The 20,276-nt window shown below is 69.2% G+C and carries 21 protein-coding genes; 18 read left to right on the plus strand and 3 right to left on the minus strand.

The window, feature by feature from the left end; genetic code table 11:
• Positions 1–10 precede the first annotated feature (10 nt).
• From Q9S78_RS06645 to Q9S78_RS06665, 5 genes are read left to right on the plus strand one after another with little or no spacing between them, the layout of a single operon-like run.
• On the plus strand, positions 11–1,084 hold the full coding sequence (locus tag Q9S78_RS06645; protein ID WP_311869605.1) for a histidinol-phosphate transaminase: 1,074 nt from the start codon (positions 11–13) through the stop codon (positions 1,082–1,084).
• 56 nt (positions 1,085–1,140) lie between these two features.
• Complete coding sequence (gene hisB, locus Q9S78_RS06650; protein WP_020098311.1) at positions 1,141–1,752, plus strand: imidazoleglycerol-phosphate dehydratase HisB; 612 nt, start codon at positions 1,141–1,143, stop codon at positions 1,750–1,752.
• A complete protein-coding gene (gene hisH, locus Q9S78_RS06655; RefSeq protein ID WP_018187223.1) occupies positions 1,749–2,396 on the plus strand; it encodes an imidazole glycerol phosphate synthase subunit HisH in 648 nt (215 codons plus the stop codon). The genes hisB and hisH overlap by 4 nt, the downstream gene beginning before the upstream one ends.
• 50 nt (positions 2,397–2,446) lie before the next feature.
• Positions 2,447–3,193 carry a bifunctional 1-(5-phosphoribosyl)-5-((5-phosphoribosylamino)methylideneamino)imidazole-4-carboxamide isomerase/phosphoribosylanthranilate isomerase PriA gene (gene priA / locus Q9S78_RS06660; RefSeq protein WP_018187224.1) on the plus strand — a complete coding sequence of 249 codons (747 nt, stop codon included), beginning with the start codon at positions 2,447–2,449 and terminating at the stop codon, positions 3,191–3,193.
• A complete protein-coding gene (locus Q9S78_RS06665; RefSeq protein ID WP_311869610.1) occupies positions 3,177–3,956 on the plus strand; it encodes an SseB family protein in 780 nt (259 codons plus the stop codon). The genes priA and Q9S78_RS06665 overlap by 17 nt, the downstream gene beginning before the upstream one ends.
• Positions 3,957–4,002: 46 nt before the next feature.
• Here the strand turns inward: Q9S78_RS06665 and Q9S78_RS06670 are convergent, their stop codons facing one another.
• Positions 4,003–4,401 (minus strand): DUF1844 domain-containing protein, encoded by a 399-nt coding sequence (locus tag Q9S78_RS06670; protein WP_018187226.1) that lies wholly within the window; start codon positions 4,399–4,401, stop codon positions 4,003–4,005.
• A gap of 202 nt (positions 4,402–4,603) precedes the next feature.
• Here Q9S78_RS06670 and infC point away from each other — a divergent pair, with 202 nt between their 5' ends.
• The 10 genes from infC (at position 4,604) to pheT (ending at position 14,342) form a co-directional block, all read left to right on the plus strand.
• Positions 4,604–5,278: a translation initiation factor IF-3 gene (infC, locus tag Q9S78_RS06675; protein ID WP_081626449.1), complete on the plus strand. Its 675-nt coding sequence runs from the start codon at positions 4,604–4,606 to the stop codon at positions 5,276–5,278.
• 47 nt (positions 5,279–5,325) lie between these two features.
• Positions 5,326–5,520: a 50S ribosomal protein L35 gene (gene rpmI, locus Q9S78_RS06680; RefSeq protein WP_018187228.1), complete on the plus strand. Its 195-nt coding sequence runs from the start codon at positions 5,326–5,328 to the stop codon at positions 5,518–5,520.
• A 30-nt stretch (positions 5,521–5,550) separates the two neighbouring features.
• Complete coding sequence (rplT, locus tag Q9S78_RS06685) at positions 5,551–5,931, plus strand: 50S ribosomal protein L20 (RefSeq protein ID WP_018187229.1); 381 nt, start codon at positions 5,551–5,553, stop codon at positions 5,929–5,931.
• Positions 5,932–6,013: 82 nt separating this feature from the next.
• Positions 6,014–6,823: a TrmH family RNA methyltransferase gene (locus tag Q9S78_RS06690; protein ID WP_028497503.1), complete on the plus strand. Its 810-nt coding sequence runs from the start codon at positions 6,014–6,016 to the stop codon at positions 6,821–6,823.
• A gap of 141 nt (positions 6,824–6,964) precedes the next feature.
• On the plus strand, positions 6,965–7,684 hold the full coding sequence (locus Q9S78_RS06695; protein WP_311869697.1) for an amino acid ABC transporter ATP-binding protein: 720 nt from the start codon (positions 6,965–6,967) through the stop codon (positions 7,682–7,684).
• Positions 7,685–7,744: 60 nt separating this feature from the next.
• Positions 7,745–8,638: a glutamate ABC transporter substrate-binding protein gene (locus tag Q9S78_RS06700; protein WP_311869614.1), complete on the plus strand. Its 894-nt coding sequence runs from the start codon at positions 7,745–7,747 to the stop codon at positions 8,636–8,638.
• A gap of 69 nt (positions 8,639–8,707) precedes the next feature.
• The gene (locus Q9S78_RS06705; RefSeq protein ID WP_311869617.1) at positions 8,708–9,364 is read left to right on the plus strand and encodes an amino acid ABC transporter permease; all 657 of its coding nucleotides are present in this window, start codon (positions 8,708–8,710) and stop codon (positions 9,362–9,364) included.
• Positions 9,361–10,281, plus strand: a complete 921-nt coding sequence (locus Q9S78_RS06710) for an amino acid ABC transporter permease (protein ID WP_311869620.1) — start codon at positions 9,361–9,363, stop codon at positions 10,279–10,281. The genes Q9S78_RS06705 and Q9S78_RS06710 overlap by 4 nt, the downstream gene beginning before the upstream one ends.
• 510 nt (positions 10,282–10,791) lie before the next feature.
• Positions 10,792–11,832 (plus strand): phenylalanine--tRNA ligase subunit alpha, encoded by a 1,041-nt coding sequence (gene pheS, locus Q9S78_RS06715; RefSeq protein ID WP_311869622.1) that lies wholly within the window; start codon positions 10,792–10,794, stop codon positions 11,830–11,832.
• Positions 11,832–14,342: a phenylalanine--tRNA ligase subunit beta gene (gene pheT / locus Q9S78_RS06720; RefSeq protein ID WP_311869624.1), complete on the plus strand. Its 2,511-nt coding sequence runs from the start codon at positions 11,832–11,834 to the stop codon at positions 14,340–14,342. Before pheS ends, pheT begins: the two co-directional genes overlap by 1 nt.
• 28 nt (positions 14,343–14,370) lie before the next feature.
• On the opposite strand, the gene Q9S78_RS06725 is transcribed toward pheT, so the two are convergent.
• Both Q9S78_RS06725 and Q9S78_RS06730 read right to left on the minus strand, forming a co-directional pair.
• Positions 14,371–15,741, minus strand: coding sequence for a carboxylesterase family protein (locus tag Q9S78_RS06725; RefSeq protein ID WP_311869626.1), 1,371 nt, complete (start codon positions 15,739–15,741; stop codon positions 14,371–14,373).
• Positions 15,742–15,770: 29 nt separating this feature from the next.
• On the minus strand, positions 15,771–16,895 hold the full coding sequence (locus tag Q9S78_RS06730) for an AAA family ATPase (protein ID WP_311869628.1): 1,125 nt from the start codon (positions 16,893–16,895) through the stop codon (positions 15,771–15,773).
• A 59-nt stretch (positions 16,896–16,954) separates the two neighbouring features.
• Here Q9S78_RS06730 and Q9S78_RS06735 point away from each other — a divergent pair, with 59 nt between their 5' ends.
• From Q9S78_RS06735 to Q9S78_RS06745, 3 genes are read left to right on the plus strand one after another with little or no spacing between them, the layout of a single operon-like run.
• Entirely contained in the window at positions 16,955–17,725 is a 771-nt protein-coding gene (locus Q9S78_RS06735; RefSeq protein ID WP_018187239.1) for an ABC transporter ATP-binding protein, read from the plus strand.
• A complete protein-coding gene (locus Q9S78_RS06740) occupies positions 17,707–19,293 on the plus strand; it encodes a hypothetical protein (RefSeq protein ID WP_311859521.1) in 1,587 nt (528 codons plus the stop codon). The genes Q9S78_RS06735 and Q9S78_RS06740 overlap by 19 nt, the downstream gene beginning before the upstream one ends.
• Entirely contained in the window at positions 19,290–20,276 is a 987-nt protein-coding gene (locus tag Q9S78_RS06745; protein WP_311869630.1) for an NAD-dependent epimerase/dehydratase family protein, read from the plus strand. Before Q9S78_RS06740 ends, Q9S78_RS06745 begins: the two co-directional genes overlap by 4 nt.

Here is a 20,276-nt window from a genome sequence, read left to right on the forward strand (position 1 = left end):
CGATGGCGGGGTGAGTGCGAGTCTCGACGACCTACCCCTCCGTGACGACCTGCGCGGTCAGATCCCGTATGGAGCCCCGCAGGCCTCCCTCCCGGTGACGTTGAACGTCAACGAGAACACCCACCCTGTTCCCGAAGACGTCGCGGACGACATCCTGGATGCTGTCGCTCAGGCGCTCCGCGACATCAACCGGTACCCCGACCGCGAGTTCACGGTGCTGCGAGAGGGGTTCGCCGACTACCTCGGCCACGGTCTCGAACCGGAGCAGATCTGGGCGGCGAACGGGTCGAATGAAGTCCTCCACCACCTGCTGCAGGCGTTCGCCGGCCCGGGGCGGACGGCGTTCGGGTTCTCGCCGACGTACTCGATGTATCCGCTGCTGACGGGGGCGACGGGCGCCACGTACGTCAGCGGCTCCCGCGGCGAGGACTTCACGCTCACCGCGGCCGACGCCGCCGAGCAGGTCGAGCGTGCACAGCCCGATGTCGTGTTCCTCTGCTCGCCGAACAACCCGACGGGCACGCCCCTCTCCCTCGATGTCATCGAGGCGGTCTACGACGCGTCCCAGGGCATCGTGATCGTCGACGAGGCGTACCAGGAGTTCGCGCCGCACGACGAGCCCTCGGCGCTGACCCTTCTCCACGGGCGTGAGCGTCTCGTCGTCTCCCGGACGATGAGCAAGGCCTTCGCCTTCGCCGGTGCGCGGGTGGGGTACCTCGCCGCCGACCCTGCGGTGATCGACGCACTCCGGCTGGTGCGCCTGCCGTACCACCTGGGCGCGCTCACGCAGGCGGCTGCGACCGCTGCCCTGCGGCACGCGCCCACGATGCTCCGAATGGTCGATGACATCGTCGCCCAGCGCGACCGGATCTCCGCCACCCTCAGCGCCCTCGGGTACTCGCCGTACGAGAGCTGGTCGAACTTCGTCCTCTTCGGCGGCGTCGATGACCCGCAGGCCACGTGGCAGGGCTTGTACGACCGCGGCATCCTCGTCCGGGACGTCGGGCTGCCGCACACCCTCCGCGTCTCCGCGGGCAGTGAAGAGGAGTCGACGGCATTCCTCGAGGCGCTCGCCTCGCTCTGAGTGGCATCGCGACATCGGGCGGCGGGACGGATGCCGCGCGTCGATAGACTCGACGCATGAGCACCCCCGCGTCCCGCACCGCCTCCGTCCGGCGTGCGACCAGCGAGTCGACGATCGAGCTCGAGCTGGATCTCGACGGCACCGGCCAGAGCACGATCGACACGACGGTGCCGTTCTTCGACCACCTGCTCACGGCTTTCGCGAAACACTCGCTCACCGATCTGACCGTCCGCGCGACGGGCGACACGCACATCGACGCTCACCACACGGTGGAGGACACGGCGATCGTCCTCGGGCAGGCCATCCGTCAGGCGCTCGGAGACAAGGCGGGCATCTCCCGCTACGGCGACGCCCTCGTTCCCCTCGATGAGGCACTCGCCCAGGCGGTCGTGGACATCAGCGGGCGTCCGTACCTGGTTCACTCCGGAGAGCCCGAGGGTTACGAGTTCCACCTCATCGGCGGCCACTTCACCGGCTCGCTCGTCCGCCACGCGTTCGAGGCGATCGCGTTCCACGCCGGTCTGACCGTCCACGTCACGCTGGTCGGCGGACGCGACCCCCACCACATCGCCGAGGCCGAGTTCAAGGCGTTCGCGCGCGCCTTCCGTCAGGCGAAGGCGCTCGATCCGCTCGTCCAGGGCATCCCGAGCACGAAGGGCGCCCTGTGACCGCAGCACCGGTCGTCGCGGTCCTCGATTACGGCTCCGGCAACGTCCACTCGGCGGTCAAAGCGCTGATCGAGGCGGGCGCCGATGCGCGACTGACCAAGGATCGCGGCCTCATCGCGGACGCGGCCGGATTGCTCGTCCCGGGAGTCGGCGCGTTCTCGGCGGTCATGTCCGCACTCCGCGCGAGTCGCGGTGACGAGCTCATCGGTCGCCGCCTGGCGGGCGGGATGCCGGTGCTCGGCATCTGCGTCGGGATGCAGGTCATGTTCGAACTCGGCGTCGAGCGCGGGGTCGACACCGAGGGGATGGGGGAGTGGCCGGGGTCGGTCACCGAACTCCAGGCGCCGGTGCTTCCGCACATGGGGTGGAACACCGTCCGCACGGGCGAGGGCTCCACGCTGTTCGCCGGTCTCGAGGACGAGCGGTTCTACTTCGTCCACTCCTACGGTGCGCAGGACTGGACGCTCGACGTCATCAAGCCGTTCCGCGAGCCGGTGCTGACCTGGTGCGACTACGGCCGGCCGTTCCTCGCGGCCGTCGAGAACGGCCCGCTCTCGGCGACGCAGTTCCACCCTGAGAAGTCGGGGACCGCCGGCATCCGCTTGCTCTCCAACTGGATCTCCTCGCTTCCTGCGTCGGAGTAACCTGTCCCCTTGTGCGCGCGCCCGGCGTGCACCCCATCCCACCCGGAGCCATGAACGAATTCGCATCCACGCCCGAACTGACCCTGCTGCCCGCTGTGGACGTCGCCGACGGCAAGGCCGTCCGACTGACGCAGGGTGAGGCCGGCACCGAGACGAGCTACGGCGACCCGGTCGACGCAGCGCAGGAGTGGGCACGCCAGGGCGCGGAGTGGATCCACCTCGTCGACCTCGACGCGGCCTTCGGTCGCGGCTCGAACGCGTCACTGCTGCGCAAGGTGATCAAATCGCTCCGCGGCGTGAAGGTGGAGCTCTCGGGCGGCATCCGCGACGACGAATCCCTCGACGCGGCGCTCGACTCCGGTGCGACCCGCATCAACCTCGGCACCGCGGCTCTCGAGAACCCCGAATGGGCGGCCGACGTCATCCTCCGCTACGGCGAGGCGATCGCCGTCGGGCTCGACGTCCGCGGGACGACCCTGGCAGCCCGCGGGTGGACCCGTGACGGCGGCGACCTGTGGCAGGTCCTGGACCGTCTCGAGGATGCCGGTTGCAGCCGCTACGTGCTCACCGACGTGACGAAGGACGGCACGCTGCAGGGGCCGAACATCGAGCTGCTGCGCGAGGTCGCCGTCCGCACCGACAAGCCCGTCGTCGCATCCGGTGGGATCTCGAGCCTCGACGACATCGCGGCGCTCCGCGAACTCGTCCCGCTGGGCGTCGAGGGCGCGATCGTCGGGAAGGCCCTGTACGCCGGCGCGTTCACGCTGGCCGAGGCGCTGGATGTCGCCGGACACTGACCCCCACTCGGGCGGCGCGGCCGATTCCGCCGGCGTCCCCTGGGAGGGGCGGAGCTTCCAGCCGAACCCCCACAGCGGAGACGACGGCAGCGCTGATCCGGCGCTGCTCGCGGCGCTGACCGCCTTCCACGCGGGTGAGGGCTCGGCGGGAGCCGTGGTCGACGCCTACCGGACGGCTCGCCTTCTCATCCCCCTGGTCGCCGAGAAGGGCGAGGAGGGTGTCGGGCCGACCGGCTTGATCGTCGACAAGACGCAGGAACTCTCGATCGTCACGGTCGCCGCTCCCGACGGCCGTCGCGTGCTTCCGGTGTTCACGTCGGTCGCAGCGATGTCGCGATGGGATGCCGCGGCCCGCCCGGTCCCCGCCGACGGTATCCGGATCGCGCTCTCGGCCGCGGCGGACGACACGGATCTCATCGTCATCGATCCCGGCAGCGAAACGGAGTTCGTCCTGCGTCGTCCCGCGGTGTGGGCGATCGGGCAGGGGCTGCCGTGGGAGGCTCCGCACGTATCGCCGGAGGTCTTCGCCGGCCTGCAGGAGTCGATCGGCACCGAGCTCGGTGTCCTGGATCTGTCGGTCGCGACGGGGGACCCCCACTCGCGTCTGCGGGGACCCGAGCTCGTCGTGAGCCTGCACCTCGTCGACGGTCTCGATCAGCCCGCGCTCGACGCCATCCTGCAGCGACTCGCATCCCGATGGGCGGCGGACGATCGCGTCGCCGTCCTCGTGGACGCCCTGACGGTCAAACTCGTCCGCGCCTGATACGCACGAAGGGGGATGCCGCACGGCATCCCCCTTCGTATCGGTGTCAGTTGACGGGGCCGGTCCACTTCTCGCCCGGACCCTTGCCGATCGGGTCGGGGATCGAGGATGCTTCGCGGAACGCGAGCTGCAGCGTCCGCAGCCCGTCACGGAGCGAGCGCGCGTGCATGTCGCTCACCTCGGGGGCGGCGGCGGTGATCAGGCCGGCGAGGGCGTTGATCAGCTTGCGGGCCTCGTCGAGGTCCTTCTGCTGGTCGGGATCGTCGGCGAGACCGAGTTTGACGGCGGCGGCGCTCATCAGGTGAACGGACGTGGTGGTGATCACCTCGACGGCCGGGACGTCCGCGATGTCGCGCGTGGCCGACTGTGCGACCCGCTCCTGTTCTTCCCAGCGCGAGAGGCGCTCGGGGTCGTGATCACTGTGGTCGGCCGGAATAGTACTCACGTGCTGCTCTCTGCTAGACTTCTGCGGGCACCGGAGTGTTCTGCTCCGTGTCGAAAGAGGATCACATCCCACCCGCGCTTGCCGCTCCAGGCTACCGGGTCTCGCACTCCGCCTCGCTCGTCGAGGTTGTCCAGGGTGCAGAACAGAACGCCGATGCATGCATCGTGCGGGGTGGACGTGACGATCTTCCGCCCGGCGACACATTTTCCGTGTCACCGGAGGCCGTCCACCGCACGAAGAGGAGTTCCGCATCAGCGATCCCCGCACCAATGACCGCATCCGCGTCCCCGAGGTCCGCCTCGTCGGACCCGCGGGTGAGCAGGTCGGCGTCGTCCGCATCGAGGTGGCCATGCGCCTGGCCCAGGAGGCCGACCTCGATCTCGTCGAGGTAGCCCCGAACTCGAAGCCCCCCGTGGTCAAGATCATGGATTACGGCAAGTTCAAGTACGAGGCTGCGCAGAAGGCCAAGGAAGCGCGGCGCAATCAGGCGAACACCGTCCTCAAGGAGGTCCGGTTCCGTCTGAAGATCGAGGCGCACGACTACATAACCAAGCTCAAGCGCGCCGAGGGCTTCCTCCAGGCGGGCGACAAGGTGAAGGCGATGATCCTCTTCCGCGGTCGCGAGCAGTCGCGCCCCGAGCAGGGTGTCCGTCTCCTCCGCAAGTTCGCCGAGGATGTGGCCGAGTTCGGCACCGTGGAATCCAACCCCACGATCGACGGACGCAACATGGTCATGGTCGTCGCGCCCCACAAGAACAAGTCCGAGGTCAAGACCGAGCAGAACGCCGTTCGCGCGGCGTCCAAGCAGGCAGCGCGCGATGCGCGCGGTGGTCAGGCCGACGACGAACAGACCCCCGCTTCCGCTCCGGCGGAGTAAGCGCACCACAGACTCCCGTCCGCGGGATCCCCAACGAAGGAAGAGATATGCCGAAGCAGAAGACCCACTCGGGTGCCAAGAAGCGTTTCAAGGTCACCGGCAGCGGCAAGCTGATGAAGCAGCAGGCCAACCTGCGCCACAACCTCGAGGGCAAGGCGACCCGTCGTACCCGTCGCCTCGACCAGGAGCAGGTCCTGGCCAAGGGTGACGCCAAGGTCGCCAAGAAGCTCCTCGGCATCTGATCGCCGACGCAGATTTAGGAAGTAGAAGAAATGGCTAGAGTCAAGCGGGCTGTCAACGCCCACAAGAAGCGTCGCGTCATCCTCGAGCGCGCCTCCGGTTACCGCGGACAGCGTTCGCGCCTGTACCGCAAGGCGAAGGAGCAGGTCACCCACTCGCTCGTCTACGCATACCGGGACCGTCGCAAGCGCAAGGGTGACTTCCGTCGCCTCTGGATCCAGCGCATCAACGCCGCTGCCCGTCAGAACGGTGTCACGTACAACCGCTTCATCCAGGGCCTCGGCCTCGCGGGTGTCCAGGTCGACCGTCGCATGCTCGCCGAGCTCGCGGTGAACGAGCCCGCCGTCTTCGCGTCGCTCGTCGCGACCGCCAAGGCTGCGCTGCCGGCTGACGTCAACGCCCCCAAGGCCTGACCGCGGCACCTTTCAGAAAGGGCGTCCTCTTCGGAGGGCGCCCTTTCGCGTGCCCGCCGTACCCGCGCCCTACACTGAGAACGTGCTCGAGAACCCCCGATCGCCGCGTGTCCGCGCTGTTGCGAAGCTGACCAAGCGTGCAGCCCGTCAAGAGACCGGGCTCTACCTGCTCGAAGGTCCGCAGGCGGCGAGGGAGGCCCTCGTCTGGCGGCCCGACACGCTCATCGAGTTGTATGCGACTCCGTCGGCATGGGAGAAGCACCAGGACATTCGCGATGCGGCATCCGACGCGGACGTCGATGTAGAGTTCGCGAGCGAGGCCGTGATCGAGGCGATGGCCGACACCGTGACCCCGCAGGGCATCATCGCGGTGGCCCGGCAGGTGCCGACGTCGGTGCGCGACATCTTCGCCGATGACCCGAAGCTCATCGTGATCTGCGAGGAGGTGCGCGATCCCGGCAACCTCGGCACGATCATCCGAGCAGCGGATGCCGTCGGTGCCGACGCGGTCATCCTCACCGGTCGCACCGTCGACCCCTTCAACCCCAAGGTGGTCCGTGCAACGACCGGCTCGCTCTTCCACCTTCCGGTGGCGGTCGGCATCGAACTGGCGGATGCCGCGGGTCGTGCCCGCTCGGCGGGGCTCCGGATCGTCGCTGCCGATGTCGGGGGAGAGGACTTCGTCGATCACCGCGGGACCCTCGCCGAGCCGACCGCCTGGGTGTTCGGAAACGAGGCCCGAGGCCTCGACGACGATGCGCTGGCGTTGGTCGATCTGTCGCTTCGACTGCCGATCTACGGTCGGGCCGAATCGTTGAACCTCGCCACCGCCGCGAGCGTCTGTCTGTACGAGTCCGCTTTCGCCCAGCGCGCGGGCAACGGACCCGAATGATTACGGAACTGTAAACCCCGCGCAACCAGGCGGGTCTCCGGACGTCATCCCCCATAGGGTCGGAGCATGACCACTCCTGCTGCCGATCCTGCGCCGCGCACGTCGAACATCGATGTCCGCCGTGGCCAGCCGCTCGTCGTCATGACGAACGTGCAGAAGCACTACGGCGATTTCCAGGCCCTCACCGACATCGACCTGTCGGTCAACCGTGGCGAGGTCGTCGTCGTCGTCGGCCCGTCCGGGTCGGGTAAGTCGACGCTCTGCCGCACCATCAACCGCCTCGAGACGATCACGAGCGGGTCGATCACGATCGACGGCGCGGATCTCCCGGCCGAGGGCAAGGCGCTCGCAGCCCTCCGCGCCGATGTGGGCATGGTCTTCCAGTCCTTCAACCTCTTCTCGCACCTGACGATCCTCGAGAACGTGACCCTGGGGCCCATCAAGGTCAAGGGCATGAAGAAGGCGGATGCCGACAAGCTCGCCCGCGAACTGCTCGACCGTGTGGGCGTCGGCCACCAGGCCGACAAGTTGCCGGCTCAGCTCTCCGGAGGCCAGCAGCAGCGTGTCGCGATCGCGCGGGCCCTGGCGATGAAGCCCAAGGTGATGCTTTTCGACGAGCCGACCTCGGCTCTCGACCCCGAGATGATCAACGAGGTCCTCGACGTCATGGTCGGTCTCGCGCAGGACGGGATGACGATGATCGTCGTCACGCACGAGATGGGCTTCGCCCGTAAGGCCGCTGACCGCGTGGTCTTCATGGCCGACGGGCTGATCGTCGAGGAAGCGACGCCGCAGGAGTTCTTCACCAACCCGAAGAGCGACCGCGCGAAGGACTTCCTCTCCAAACTCATCACCCACTGAGACGTCCGCGCCCTGCACCGGCGCGACGAATGACGAACGACACGAAACCAGGAGGATCACATGCGTAAGACTCGACTCGCCGGCGCCTTCGCCGGCATCGCGATCGCGGCACTCGCTCTCGCCGGCTGCAACAGCGGCAGCCCCACCACCCCCGGCGGCGCTGCCGGCGGTGACGACGACAAGGCCCTCTGGGAGGTCGCGAGCGACGTGAACCTCGACGGCAGCCCGACGTTCGACCGCGCCTCGAAGGCCGACAAGATCGTCGTCGGTGTCAAGAGCGACCAGCCCGGCCTCGGCTACGAGGACGCCGTCTCCGGTGAGCGTTCCGGCTTCGATGTCGAGATCGCGCGGTGGATCGCGGCATCCCTCGGTTTCGACGAGGATCAGATCGATTTCCAGACGATCCCGTCGGCCAACCGCGAGCAGGAGATCGTCAACGGCAACATCGACTACTACGTCGGCACCTACTCGATGACCCCCGCTCGCGACGAGGTCATCGACTTCGCCGGACCGTACTTCATCACCGGCCAGGGCCTTCTGGTCGCCGCTGACGACGACTCCATCAACGGCCCGGACGACCTCAAGGACAAGGTCACCTGCTCGGTCACGGGGTCCACGCCGCTGCAGCGCATCCGCGATGAGTACAACGGCGAGGTCACTGAACGTCAGACCTACTCCGAGTGTGTCGAGCAGCTCCTGAACGGCCAGGTCGACGCCATCACGACGGATGAGGCGATCCTCGCCGGCTATGTCGCGGAGGACAAGGACAAGCTCAAGCTCGCCGGTAAGCCGTTCAGCGAGGAGCGCTACGGCGTCGGCCTTGCGGACGGTGACACCGTCCTGAAGGACCACATCAACAAGCTGTTCACCGACGGCGGCGACGTCTGGACCGCCCTGTACGAGAAGTACCTCGAGCCGGCTGGCGTCGAGGCCACGCAGCCCCAGGTCGACTGACCTGATACCCCGGGGCGGCGTTGATTCGCCCCCCGGGGTTCCCCTTCTTGAGACGTTCGAAAGGACCGCATGGGCGTCATCACCGACAACCTCGATTTCTGGGGAGAAGCGCTCCGAGGCACCCTGGTGCTGTTCTTCGGTGGAGGGCTTCTCGCGCTGATCCTCGGGATCATCGTGGGCGCGATGCGCGTCTCGCCCGTTCCCATCGCGCGCGCGGTCGGCACGGCGTACGTCAACACCATCCGGAACACCCCCCTCACGCTCGTCTTCTTCGGCTTCGCCTTCACGCTTCCGCCTCTCCTCGACATCAGGTCGAGCGGAGGCGTTCAGGTCGCGTTCGCCGTCGCAGCCCTGGGGATCTACACGGCCACCTATGTCGCAGAGACCGTTCGGTCTGGGATCAACACCGTGCCCGTGGGGCAGGCGGAAGCCGCTCGCGCGCTGGGGTTGACCTTCGGGCAGGTCATGTCGCTCGTCGTCCTCCCTCAGGCGTTCCGTTCCGTGATCCCGCCGATGATGAGCGTCTTCATCGCCCTTCTGAAGAACACGACCGTCGCCGCCGGGTTCTCGGTCATGAACCTCGGGTCCGCCCGCGACTGGCTGAGCGAACGAGGCGAGAACCAACTCGTGGTGATCATCTGGGTCATGGTCATCTTCGTCGCCCTCGTCCTGCTTCTCTCGTGGGGTCAGCGGTCACTCGAGAACCGATGGAAGGTGGCGCGATGAGCAGCAGCGTCCTGTACGACGTCCCCGGCCCTCGAGCGATCGCACGTAACCGCATCATCGGTGTGATCGTCGTCCTGGTGGTGGCTGCCGTCATCGGCTTCCTCGTTTGGCGCCTCGCGGTGACCGGACAGTTCTCTGCGGAGAAGTGGAACGCGTTCACCTACACCCGCATCTGGGAGCAGTTCCTCCTCGCGGCGGGCCGTACACTCGCGGCCTTCGCCGTGGCTGCGGTCGGAGCCCTTGCGCTCGGATTCATCCTCGCGATCGGACGCCTCTCGAATCACGCATGGGTTCGTGTCCCGGTCGCTGCCATCGTCGAGTTCCTGCGCGCGGTGCCGGTGCTCGTCACGATGTTCCTCCTCTATTACGGGATGCCGGTCGTCGGCGTTCGGATCGAGGGGTACTGGGTCGTCGTCATCGCCCTCATCGTCTACAACGGCTCGGTGCTCGCCGAGGTAATTCGCGCAGGGGTCGAATCGCTCCCGCGCGGACAGTCCGAGGCGGGTTATGCGCTCGGACTCGGCAAATCCGGCGTGATGCGTCTCGTGCTCCTGCCCCAGGCGATCCGTGCCATGATGCCCGTGATCATTGCTCAGCTCGTGGTGACGTTGAAGGACACCGCCCTCGGATTCATCATCACGTACGAGGAGCTTCTCTTCTATGCGAAGTACCTCGGCTCGCAGAACTCGCTCGACCGACCCATCGTCCAAGCGACGATCGTCGCCGCCGTCATCTACATCGGTCTGTGCCTTGCGCTGTCCGGTGTAGCGAAGCTGGTCGAGAAGCGCCTCAGCGGCTCACCCCGCGTTCCCGGTGCCGCTTCCGGTCGTCCGATCCAAGAGACGACCGACACCGAACTCATCGCCACCCAGCTGAAGGCGAGCATGAAGGACTCGGGCACGGGACGCGCTGTCTGAGGGCTCATCGCCGGGTCGGACTCGTACTGCCGCTATCAGTTGCCGTTGACTGCCAATAGGTGCATCGGTAAGTTCTGCCAGAACGGGAGGGCAGTCTGCCCACCGAATCCAGGGGGGATTCATGCGAAACAAAACGAAAAAGTCAATAGGGGTAGGAGGCGCCGCGATCGTGATTGCTGCGCTTTTCACTTTGGCCGGACCGTCGGCGGCCTTTGCGGGATGGCCCACAAACTGCGCTCACTGGAAGAGTGATGGTCGGGCTTACGCACTCTGCGATGGGGGGACGGGGGCGTATAGGTCCATTGCGGTCTGCCGAAGCACAGTATTCAGTGATGTGACCGTCAGCTATTACGGCCCGTGGCGCACACCAGGCAATATCTCGAAATCTCCGGGGTGTCCCTCGGGGTCGCGGTTGGACTACTCGGGCCTAAACTCCCGCGCGACTCCGTAACAACCGATTCGAGAAGTACCGGCGGGCCGCACTCCGGCCCGCCGGTAGACTCGTCTCTCGTGTCCGACGCACCCGAGATCACCCCCGAGGCGGTGGATGCCGCCGTCTCAGACGCGCTGGCAGCCTTCGCCGCCGCACCCGACACCGCCGCGCTCAAAGCAGCACGATCGGCTCACACCGCGGAGGGGTCGCCCCTCGCCGGGCTGAACGCGCAGCTGCGGAACGTCCCGAACGACCAGAAGGCCGCCCTCGGCAAGCTCGTCGGTCAGGCTCGCGGTCGCGTCAACCAGGCGCTCGCGGCTCGAGAGGCCGAGCTCGCCGCCGCCGAGACCGCAGCGAAGCTCGAAGCCGAACGCGTCGACATCACGGCGATCGCCCCGCGCGGACGGGTCGGGGCGCGGCATCCCATCTCCCTCCTCCAGGAGGAGATCGCCGACCTCTTCGTCGGCATGGGGTGGGAGATCGCGGAGGGACCCGAACTCGAGCACGAGTGGTTCAACTTCGACGCCCTCAACTTCGCGCCCGATCACCCGGCGCGGCAGATGCAGGACACGTTCTTCGTCGACCCGGTCGCCCGCCACCTCGTCATGCGCACGCACACCAGCCCGGTGCAGGTCCGCTCGATGCTCGAGCGCGACGTGCCGATCTACATCCTCTGCCCGGGCCGGGTCTACCGCACCGACGAGTTCGATGCGACGCACCTCCCTGCCTTCACGCAGTTCGAGGGGCTCGTGATCGACAAGGGCATCACGATGGCGCACCTCAAGGGCACCCTCGACCACGCCGCGAAGGTCTTGTTCGGTGCCGAGGCGAAGACCCGGTTCCGCACCAACTACTTCCCCTTCACCGAGCCGTCCGCCGAGCTCGACCTCTGGCACCCCACCTTCCCCGGTGGCGCGCGCTGGATCGAGTGGGGTGGATGCGGGATGGTGAACCCCAACGTCCTCCGCGCCGCCGGCATCGACCCCGAGGTGTACTCGGGCTTCGCCTTCGGCATGGGCATCGAGCGGACGCTGATGTTCCGCAGCGATGTGCAGGACATGCGCGACATGGCCGAGGGTGATGTCCGCTTCAGCGAGCAGTTCGGAATGGTGGTCTGATGCGCGTCCCGCTCTCTTGGCTCGGCGAATACGTCGATGTGGCCGAAGGCACGACCCCCGAGGACGTCCTCGCCTCCTTCGTCTCCGTCGGATTCGAGGAGGAGGACGTCCACGCGTTCGACCTCACCGGTCCGATCGTCGTCGGACGCGTCGTCTCGTTCGAGGCCGAGCCGCAGTCCAACGGCAAGACCATCCGGTGGTGCCAGGTCGACGTCGGCGAGGCGAACGGCGGCGTCCGCGGCATCGTCTGCGGCGCCGGCAACTTCTTCGAGGGCGACAAAGTCGTCGTGACGCTGCCGGGAGCCGTCCTGCCCGGCCCGTTTCCGATCGCGGCGCGGAAGACGTACGGCCATGTCTCGGACGGCATGATCGCCTCCGCCAAGGAACTCGGCCTGGGGGAGGAGCACTCCGGCATCCTCCGCCTGACGGAACTCGGCTTCGACCCCGAGGCCGGGACCGACGCGATCGCCCTCCTCGGCCTCGACGACGTCGCCGTCGACATCAATGTCACGCCCGACCGCGGGTACGCGCTCTCGATCCGCGGTGCGGCACGCGAGTACGCGCACGCGACCCGAGCCCGCTTCACCGACCCCGGCCTGCGCCCCTTCGAGGAGCTCGAGCAGCCCACCGGCGGGTTCGACATCTCCGTCGACGACGCGGCTCCCATCCACGGCAAACCCGGTGCGAGCGAGTTCGTCGTGCGCATCGTCCGCGACGTCGACCCGGCCCGGCCGACGCCGCCCTGGATGACCGCGCGCCTGTCGCTCGCTGGCATCCGCTCGCTCGGCATCCTGATCGACATCACCAACTACGTGATGCTCGAACTGGGCAACCCGATCCACGGCTACGACCTCGACACGCTCACCGGCGGCATCACCGTCCGCCGCGCCTCGGCAGGAGAGAAGCTCACGACCCTCGACGGCAAGGAGCGCACCCTCGACGCCGAGGACCTGCTCATCACCGACGACTCGGGCCCCATCGGCCTGGCGGGCGTCATGGGCGGCGGCAAGACCGAGATGGGGGATGCCACGCGCAACGTCCTCATCGAGGCGGCCATCTTCGACCCGGTGTCGATCGCCCGCACGGCGCGTCGGCACAAGCTGCCCAGCGAGGCGTCCCGGCGCTTCGAGCGCGGCGTCGACCCGCTCATCCCGTTCGTCGCGGCACGCCGCGTCGCCGACCTGATGGTCGAACTCGCCGGCGGCACGCTCGACACGACCGCGGGCGGCGCACTCTTCGCCGAGGTTTTCGTCCCGTCCGTCGACCTCCCCGAGTCGTTCGTCAGCGGCCTCATCGGCGTCGACTACACGACCGACGAGATCGTCGGCGCGCTCGAGACCATCGGGTGCGAGGTCATCGACGCCGACGGCGGCTGGGAGGTCATCCCGCCCTCCTGGCGCCCCGACCTCACCGACCGATGGACGCTCGCCGAAGAAGTCGCGCGCCTGCACGGGCTCGATCGGATCCCGTCCATCCTCCCGACGCCTCCCTCCGGACGCGGTCTCACGGCTGCGCAGCGCGGACGTCGTCGCGTCGCCAACGCGTTGGCTGCCTCCGGTCACGTCGAGGTCGTCGCGTTCCCGTTCACGACCGAGGATGAGAACGACCTGCACGGTTCTGCGACGGGAGAGCATCTGCCCTCCATCAGGCTCGCCAACCCGCTCGATGGTCAGGCGCCCTTCCTGCGGCGTTCGCTTCTTCCCGGTCTTCTGCAGATCGCGCACCGGAACGTCTCCCGTGGCTTCACCGACGTCGCCCTCTTCGAGACCGGCACGGTGTTCGCACCGGTCGAGGGCGTCGAGTACGGCACCACCACCGTGCCGCCGCTCGCGCAGCTGCCCGATGAGGCCACGCTCGCCGCACTGCACGCATCGATCCCGCCGCAGCCCCGGCACGTCGCCGTCCTGCTGCACGGCAACGCCCTGGTGAAGCGTCCCGGCCAGTCGGCGGTCGCCTTCGACCTCGCCGATGCGCTCGGTGCGGTCCAGACGGTCGCCGCGGCGGCCGGGGTCGCGATCGAGGTCCGCCAGTCCCAGCGTGCGGCGCTCCACCCCGGACGCGCCGGTTCGCTCTTCGTCGGGGACACCGAGGTCGGCTACGTCGGCGAGTTGCTCCCGGCCGTCGCGGAGGCCGCTGACCTGCACGGCCGTGCCTTCGTCGCCGAGCTCGACCTCGACGCGGTGCTCGCACTCACGTCAGCACCGGATGCCGCCGCCTCGCTCGCGACCTATCCGGCCGCGACGCAGGACGTCTCGCTCGTCGTGGCCGCCGACCTCGCCGCCGGCGCGGTGCGCGACGCGCTCGTCGACGGGGCCGGCCCCCTCCTCGAGGACATCCGCCTCGTCGACGACTACCGGGGTACCGGTCTGCCGGACGGCTCGAAGAGCCTCACGTTCGCCCTGCGCTTCCGTGCCGACGACCGCACGCTGACCGCCGCGGAGGCGACGGACGCGAAGCTCGCGGGCGTCGCGGTCGCGGCCGAGCGGCATGGAGCCGCGATCCGCGACTGATCCGATCACCCTGCGGGGTGTGCTGCGGTCAGCCGCGATCGAAGCGCATACCGCAGGCATCGGCATCCGCGTCGGGTGCGACGGTGCCAGTCCGCGCGAAGTCAGCCCAGACACTCCGCACCGCGCGCCCGCGCGCGTCGACTTCGGCCCAGGCGTCGGGCGGAACGAGGCTCGTCCGCGTCCAGGCATCGCGGGTTCCGAGCACCAGCGGGACGTCGACGGTGTGTCCGACTCCGATCGGATTGGACGCGGGTGCTGCCTCCAGCAGGTACCGCACGGCGCGACCGCCCGCCGCTCGGTGGCGATCGACGAATGCCCGCACGGGCCGCGTGTAGACGACGCGGGTCAGCGGCCCCACCATCGCGCGCATGAGCAGCGCTCGGAGAGCGCGCCCCAGGACGGGAGCCCGCAGGAGCGGCGCGACCACGGGCAGCGCCGGCAGGTACATCGCGATCTCTTCGCGCGTCGTGCCGATGAGCAGGTCGACGTCCGATGCGACGGCCTGCCACGCGGCATCCCGCTGCGCTTCGGTCGGAAGGGGAGCGTGACCGTAGCGCGGACCCCACGGAAGCCCCGAACGGATGCCGAACGGCCAGGAGGCGCGCTCCGCCCCGGACTGCCGCCGCAGCACCGCATCGGTCGCGGCGTCGGGGGCGAGCGCCCGCGTCACGCGCGCCATCGCTCGGAACATGCGCTCCCGTCCGCCGGTGACGCCGAGGGGCGGGCTCTGCACGATGGCCCTGCGGATGAGTCCGCGCGCCCCCTCGCTGATCAGGAGATGCAGGATCGCGTCGGCGCCCGCGGACTGGCCCATCGCGGTGAGGGTTGTCGGATCCCCACCGAACGCGCCGATCGACGCGTGGATCCAGCGCAACGCTTCGATCTGATCCAGCAGGCCCAGGTTGGCGGGCGGTCCGTCCTGCGGATGCCTCGGGCCGGATCCGCCGCCGCCGAACCCCAGCAGCCCCAACCGCGAGGTCACGGCGACGACGATGACGCGCTGCTCGACGACGAGCGCGCGGGGGTCGTAGATCTCGAGGTCGCCGGCACCCGTCGTGTATCCGCCGCCGTGGAACCAGACGATGACGGGAACGACCTCACCGGGATCGAGGTCCGCCGGCAGCGTGATCGACAGGCGTTGGCAGTCCTCGGACTGGCTCACACCGTCGAGGGCGCCCTCCAGGAGGGTGTCGAGGATCCGCGACGACGGCTGCGGGCAGGCAGGCGCCGGAGTCACCGCGCTGAGCACTGCGCGTCCGGCCGGCGCCGCCACGGGCGCCTCCCCGCGGGCGGCGGTCGCGTAGGGGATTCCCCGGTAGCGGATGACGTCGCCGTCGCGGAGGCCCGTGACGGGCCCGGAGCGCGTCGGGATCGGACCGGGGACGGCGAGTGGCGGCATCCCGTAACGCTATCCGTCGAGGGGGCTGCTCAGCGCTTGCCCCAGTTCCACGGTGGGCCGTCCAATCGGCCCCGTCCCTCGACGGCCGTGCCGTTGCTGTACCGCTCGAGAGAGACCCGGTTGGCATCGGGTATCGCGTCGACGAGCCCGGACGCGTGCGACACCAGGATGACCTGCGTCTGCTCGGATGCCGCCCGCACGAGATGCGCCAACGGTTCGAGCAGGCTCGGGTGAAGGCTCGACTCCGGCTCGTTGAGGACCGTGAGGGGTGCGGGCCTGGCGGGCAGGAGCGCCGCGCACAGGAGCAGGTAACGGAGGGTCCCGTCCGAGAGTTCGGCCGCGTCCAGGGGTCGCAGGAGCCCCGACTGCCTGACGGTGAGTCGCAGCACGCCGTCGGTAGCCTCGACGCGCACGCGACTGCCGGGGAACGCGTCGTCGACGGCGCGATCGAGTTGATGCCCGAAGCCCATGTCGTGGACCGTGGCCCAGACCGCCGCGAGGTTCGACCCGTCGTGGGCGAGGAGCGGCGACCGCGTACCGACCTGGGGACGGCGGGCGGGGGCGTCCGCATCCACCCGGAAGTGGTCGTAGAAGCGCCAGCCGTTCATCATCCGTCGGAGCCCCAGCAGCTCCGGGGCGGTGTCGCCGTCGGCCAGGTCCGTGATGATGCTCTCGAACGGAGCGAGCTTCTGGTCGAGACTCACCCACGCGCCGTCCCGAACGCGCGTCTGCGTTCGGAGCCGGTCGATCAGAAGGGTCGCCGGCTTGGCCAGGGGGCCGGCGAAGACCTGCTCCCGCTTGATCTCGGGGTCACGGGCGAACACGCTCTCCTGGGAGATCTGGGGGATGCCGAGGTCGACGAGGTATCCGAGCTCGTCCGACGCGAACCCGAGCTGCACCGCGATCGGGCCCCGACGCACGGTGCCCTGATCGCCACCTTCCTCCGGTCCCGCCCACAGCAGGGACGGCAGACCTCCCTCGCGTGCGACGGCTCCGACGAGGTCGCCGCGCGCAGCGGATGCCAGTAAACGCAGCGCGCGGTAGAGGTTGGACTTGCCCGAGCCGTTCGGACCCGTCACGACCGTGAGCGCTTCGAGGGGCAGCACGATGTCGCGGAGGGATCGGTAACCGGAGACGGCGAGCGTGCGCAGCATCCCCTCACCCTGCCAGGTGGTGTGGACATCGCGACACGCCCGTTCGCTAGGCTCGCCGCGTGAGCGAGCAACAGAGCGTCCCCGCCCTCCATCTCTCCGGCCTGGTGAAGCAGTTCGGGTCGACTCCGGCGGTCGCCGGCATCGATCTGGTCGTACCGTCCGGCTCGTTCTACGGCCTCGTGGGCCCGAACGGGGCGGGCAAGACCACCACGTTGTCGATGGCGACGGGGCTTTTGCGTCCGGATGCGGGCGGCGCCTGGGTGCACGGGATCGACGTGTGGCGCGACCCGGTCGCTGCCAAGCGCGTGATCGGCAACCTCTCCGACGGCATTCGGCTCTTCGACCGTCTCACCGGGGAGCAGCTCATCACCTACACGGCGATGATGTTCGGGCTTCCGCGCCCGGAGATCGCGCCCCGCGTCTCCGACCTCCTCGACCTCATGGATCTGCGCCCCGCGGCCGGGACGATCGTCGCTGACTACTCGGCCGGTATGACCAAGAAGGTCGCCCTCGCGTGCGCACTGGTGCACGCACCACGACTGCTCGTCCTCGACGAACCGTTCGAATCCGTCGACCCCGTCTCGGCCGCCAACATCGAAGACGTGCTGCGCGGGTACACGGCGTCGGGCGGATCGGTGATCGTCTCGAGCCACTCGATGGACCTCGTCCAGCGCATGTGCGACCACGTCGCGGTCATCGCGGCCGGACGGGTCCTCGCCGCGGGTACGGTCGACGAGGTCCGCGCGGGGCAGACCCTGCAGGACCGTTTCGTCGAGCTCGTCGGCGGCCGTCACACGAGTGAGGGGCCGCAGTGGTTGCGACAGTCCTGAAGCTCCGGTACCGGGCGCTCTTCAACACGCTCGCCCGACGGCCCTGGCAGCTCGTCGGGTTCATCTTCGGCGCCTTGTGGGGTCTCGGGATCCTGGCCTCCGTGACGGCGGGCATCATCTCGCTCAGCATCTTCGGCTCCCTCGACGCCGCGGCCGGCGTCAGCATCCTCGGGGGGAGCGCGCTGATCCTCGGATGGGTCGTCGCCCCGATCGTCGCGACCGGCATGGACACTTCGATCGATGCGCGTCGCCTGGCCCCCTTCCCGTTCACGCGACGCCAGACGATGCTCGCGCTCGCCGGTACGGGGATCACCGGCATCCCGGGCGTCGTCACGACGCTCGTCGCCCTGATCTCCGTCATCCTGTGGCTGCGCTGGCCGCTGGCGGCGCTCGCGGGCATCCCCGCCGCGCTCATCGGGGTCGCGATCTGCGTCGTCGCCTCGCGACTCGTGGGAGAGCTCTCCGGCGGCATGGGCGGGAACCGGCGCGGTCGGGAGCTCATCGGGACGATCGTGCTCGTGGTCATCATGCTCTCGGGCCCGCTCATCACCGGCATCCTCGCCCTTCTCGACGGGGGGACGGGGTCGTTGGGCGATCGCTTCGGCGCCGCCGCCGCCGTGCTGCCCTGGACACCGCTCGGCGCCGCCTGGGGTGTGGCGCCGGCGCTCGCCGCGGGCGAGGGAGTGCTCGCGCTCGCTCGGGTGGCCATCGCACTCGCGACCCTCGCCGTCCTCGGGTGGGCCTGGTCCCGCGCCGTCGACCGGTCGACATCCGCCCCGCCGCGGCAGTCGAGCCGGCAGGTGGCCGCCGGCAAGCTCGGTCTGTTCGGCGTCATGCCCACCGGCGGTGTCGGTGCGACGTGGGCCCGTTCGCTCAACGCGTGGCTCCGCGACCCGCGGTACCTCCGGCAGTTGCTCGTGGTCCCGATCTTCCCGATCCTGTTCGCCTTCATCGGCGGCGTCGACGGATTCGGGTTCGCGGCGTCCCCGGTCCTCGTGGCCTTCATGCTCGCGATCGGTGGATACGCCGACATCTCCTACGACGGCACGGCGTACGCGACGGTCCTCGCGACGGGCATCCGCGGCCGAGACGACCGTCTTGGACGTCTCCTCGGCGCGGCGAGCCTCGGCATCCCTCTCGTCGTCATCGTCTCGATCGTGAGCTGCGTCCTCAGTGGGGATGCCGGGCGTCTTGCACTCGTGCTCGGCGCATCCCTGGGGGTCCTCCTGGTCGGATACGGGGTGTCGGCGGTGACGTCGGCGATGATCATCGCGCCCGTTGCGGCGCCGGGGGACAGTCCGTTCAAGAGCGTCCCCGGCCAGACCTTCGTCAGCGGACTCCTCGTCTTCGTCGTGTGGGCGGTGATCGGCGTGCTGTCGCTCCCCGTCCTCGTCATCGCGGTCACCGGCATGGTCCAAGGCCCGGCGGGTTGGGGTCTCGCGACCCTCGCGGTCGGCCTCATCGTCGGATGCGGTGCCGCCGTCCTCGGTGTCTTCCTGGGTGGGCGGACCTTCGACCGGTCCGGACCCGAGCTCTTCGACCGCATCCGGTCCCTCCCGACGACATGAGCGACCGCGTCCTCGTCCTCGGCGGCACCGGATGGGTGGGCCGGCGGGTCGCCGCGGCCTGGCTCGACCGCGGCGCCCGCGTGACGGTCAGCGGTCGCGGCGGTCGGACGGCTCCGGAGGGTGCCGAGCTCGTCGTGCTCGACCGCGCCGAACCGGACGCGTATCGCACGTTCGCCGGAACCGACTGGGATGAGATCGTCGATGTCTCCTCCGTCCCGGCGCACGTCGCCCACGCGGCATCCGCGCTCGGTGACCGTGCCGCGCACGCGACGTACATCTCCAGCGTGTCCGTCTATGCCGACGCGAGCACCCCGGGCGCCGACGAGGACGCGGGCCTGGTGGAGCCTCTCGGCGAGGACGACCCGGACGACTACGCCCGCGCCAAGGTCGCCGGCGAGCAGGCTGCCGTTGGGCTCGGCGCCCGCGTGGCGATCGTCCGTCCGGGGCTCATCGTGGGCCCCGGAGACCCGACGGATCGGTTCGGCTACTGGCCGGCGCGGTTCGCCGCCGCCGGGGCGGAGCCCGTCCTCGTCCCCGAGGCCGCCGAGCTGCGCGCGCAGGTGATCGACGTGGACGACCTGGTTTCCTTCGTCGTGGCATCGGGGGCGCGCGGGTTCGACGGTGTCGTCGATGCGGTCGGTCACTCGCACCCCCTCGCGGACGTCCTCACCGTCGCGCGGGAGACCGCCGGCCACACCGGCGAGATGCACGCCGCGCCGACCGACTGGCTCGAGCGTCACGGCGTCGCCTTCTGGTCCGGGCCCCGGTCGCTCCCGTTGTGGCTCCCGGCCGACGTACCCGGGTTCGCCGCGCGGAGCGGTGCCGCCTATCGGGCGGCGGGCGGCGGCATCCGTCCCCTCTCCGAGACGGTCGACCGCGTCCTCGCGGACGAGCGCGCACGCGGTGTCGCCCGTTCCCGCGCAGCGGGTCTCGAACGCGCCGAGGAGCTCGCTCTCATCGATGCGCTCCGGCCTGGGCGCTGA

It is taken from the genome of Microbacterium aquilitoris, assembly GCF_031932285.1.
Taxonomy (GTDB): domain Bacteria; phylum Actinomycetota; class Actinomycetes; order Actinomycetales; family Microbacteriaceae; genus Microbacterium; species Microbacterium aquilitoris.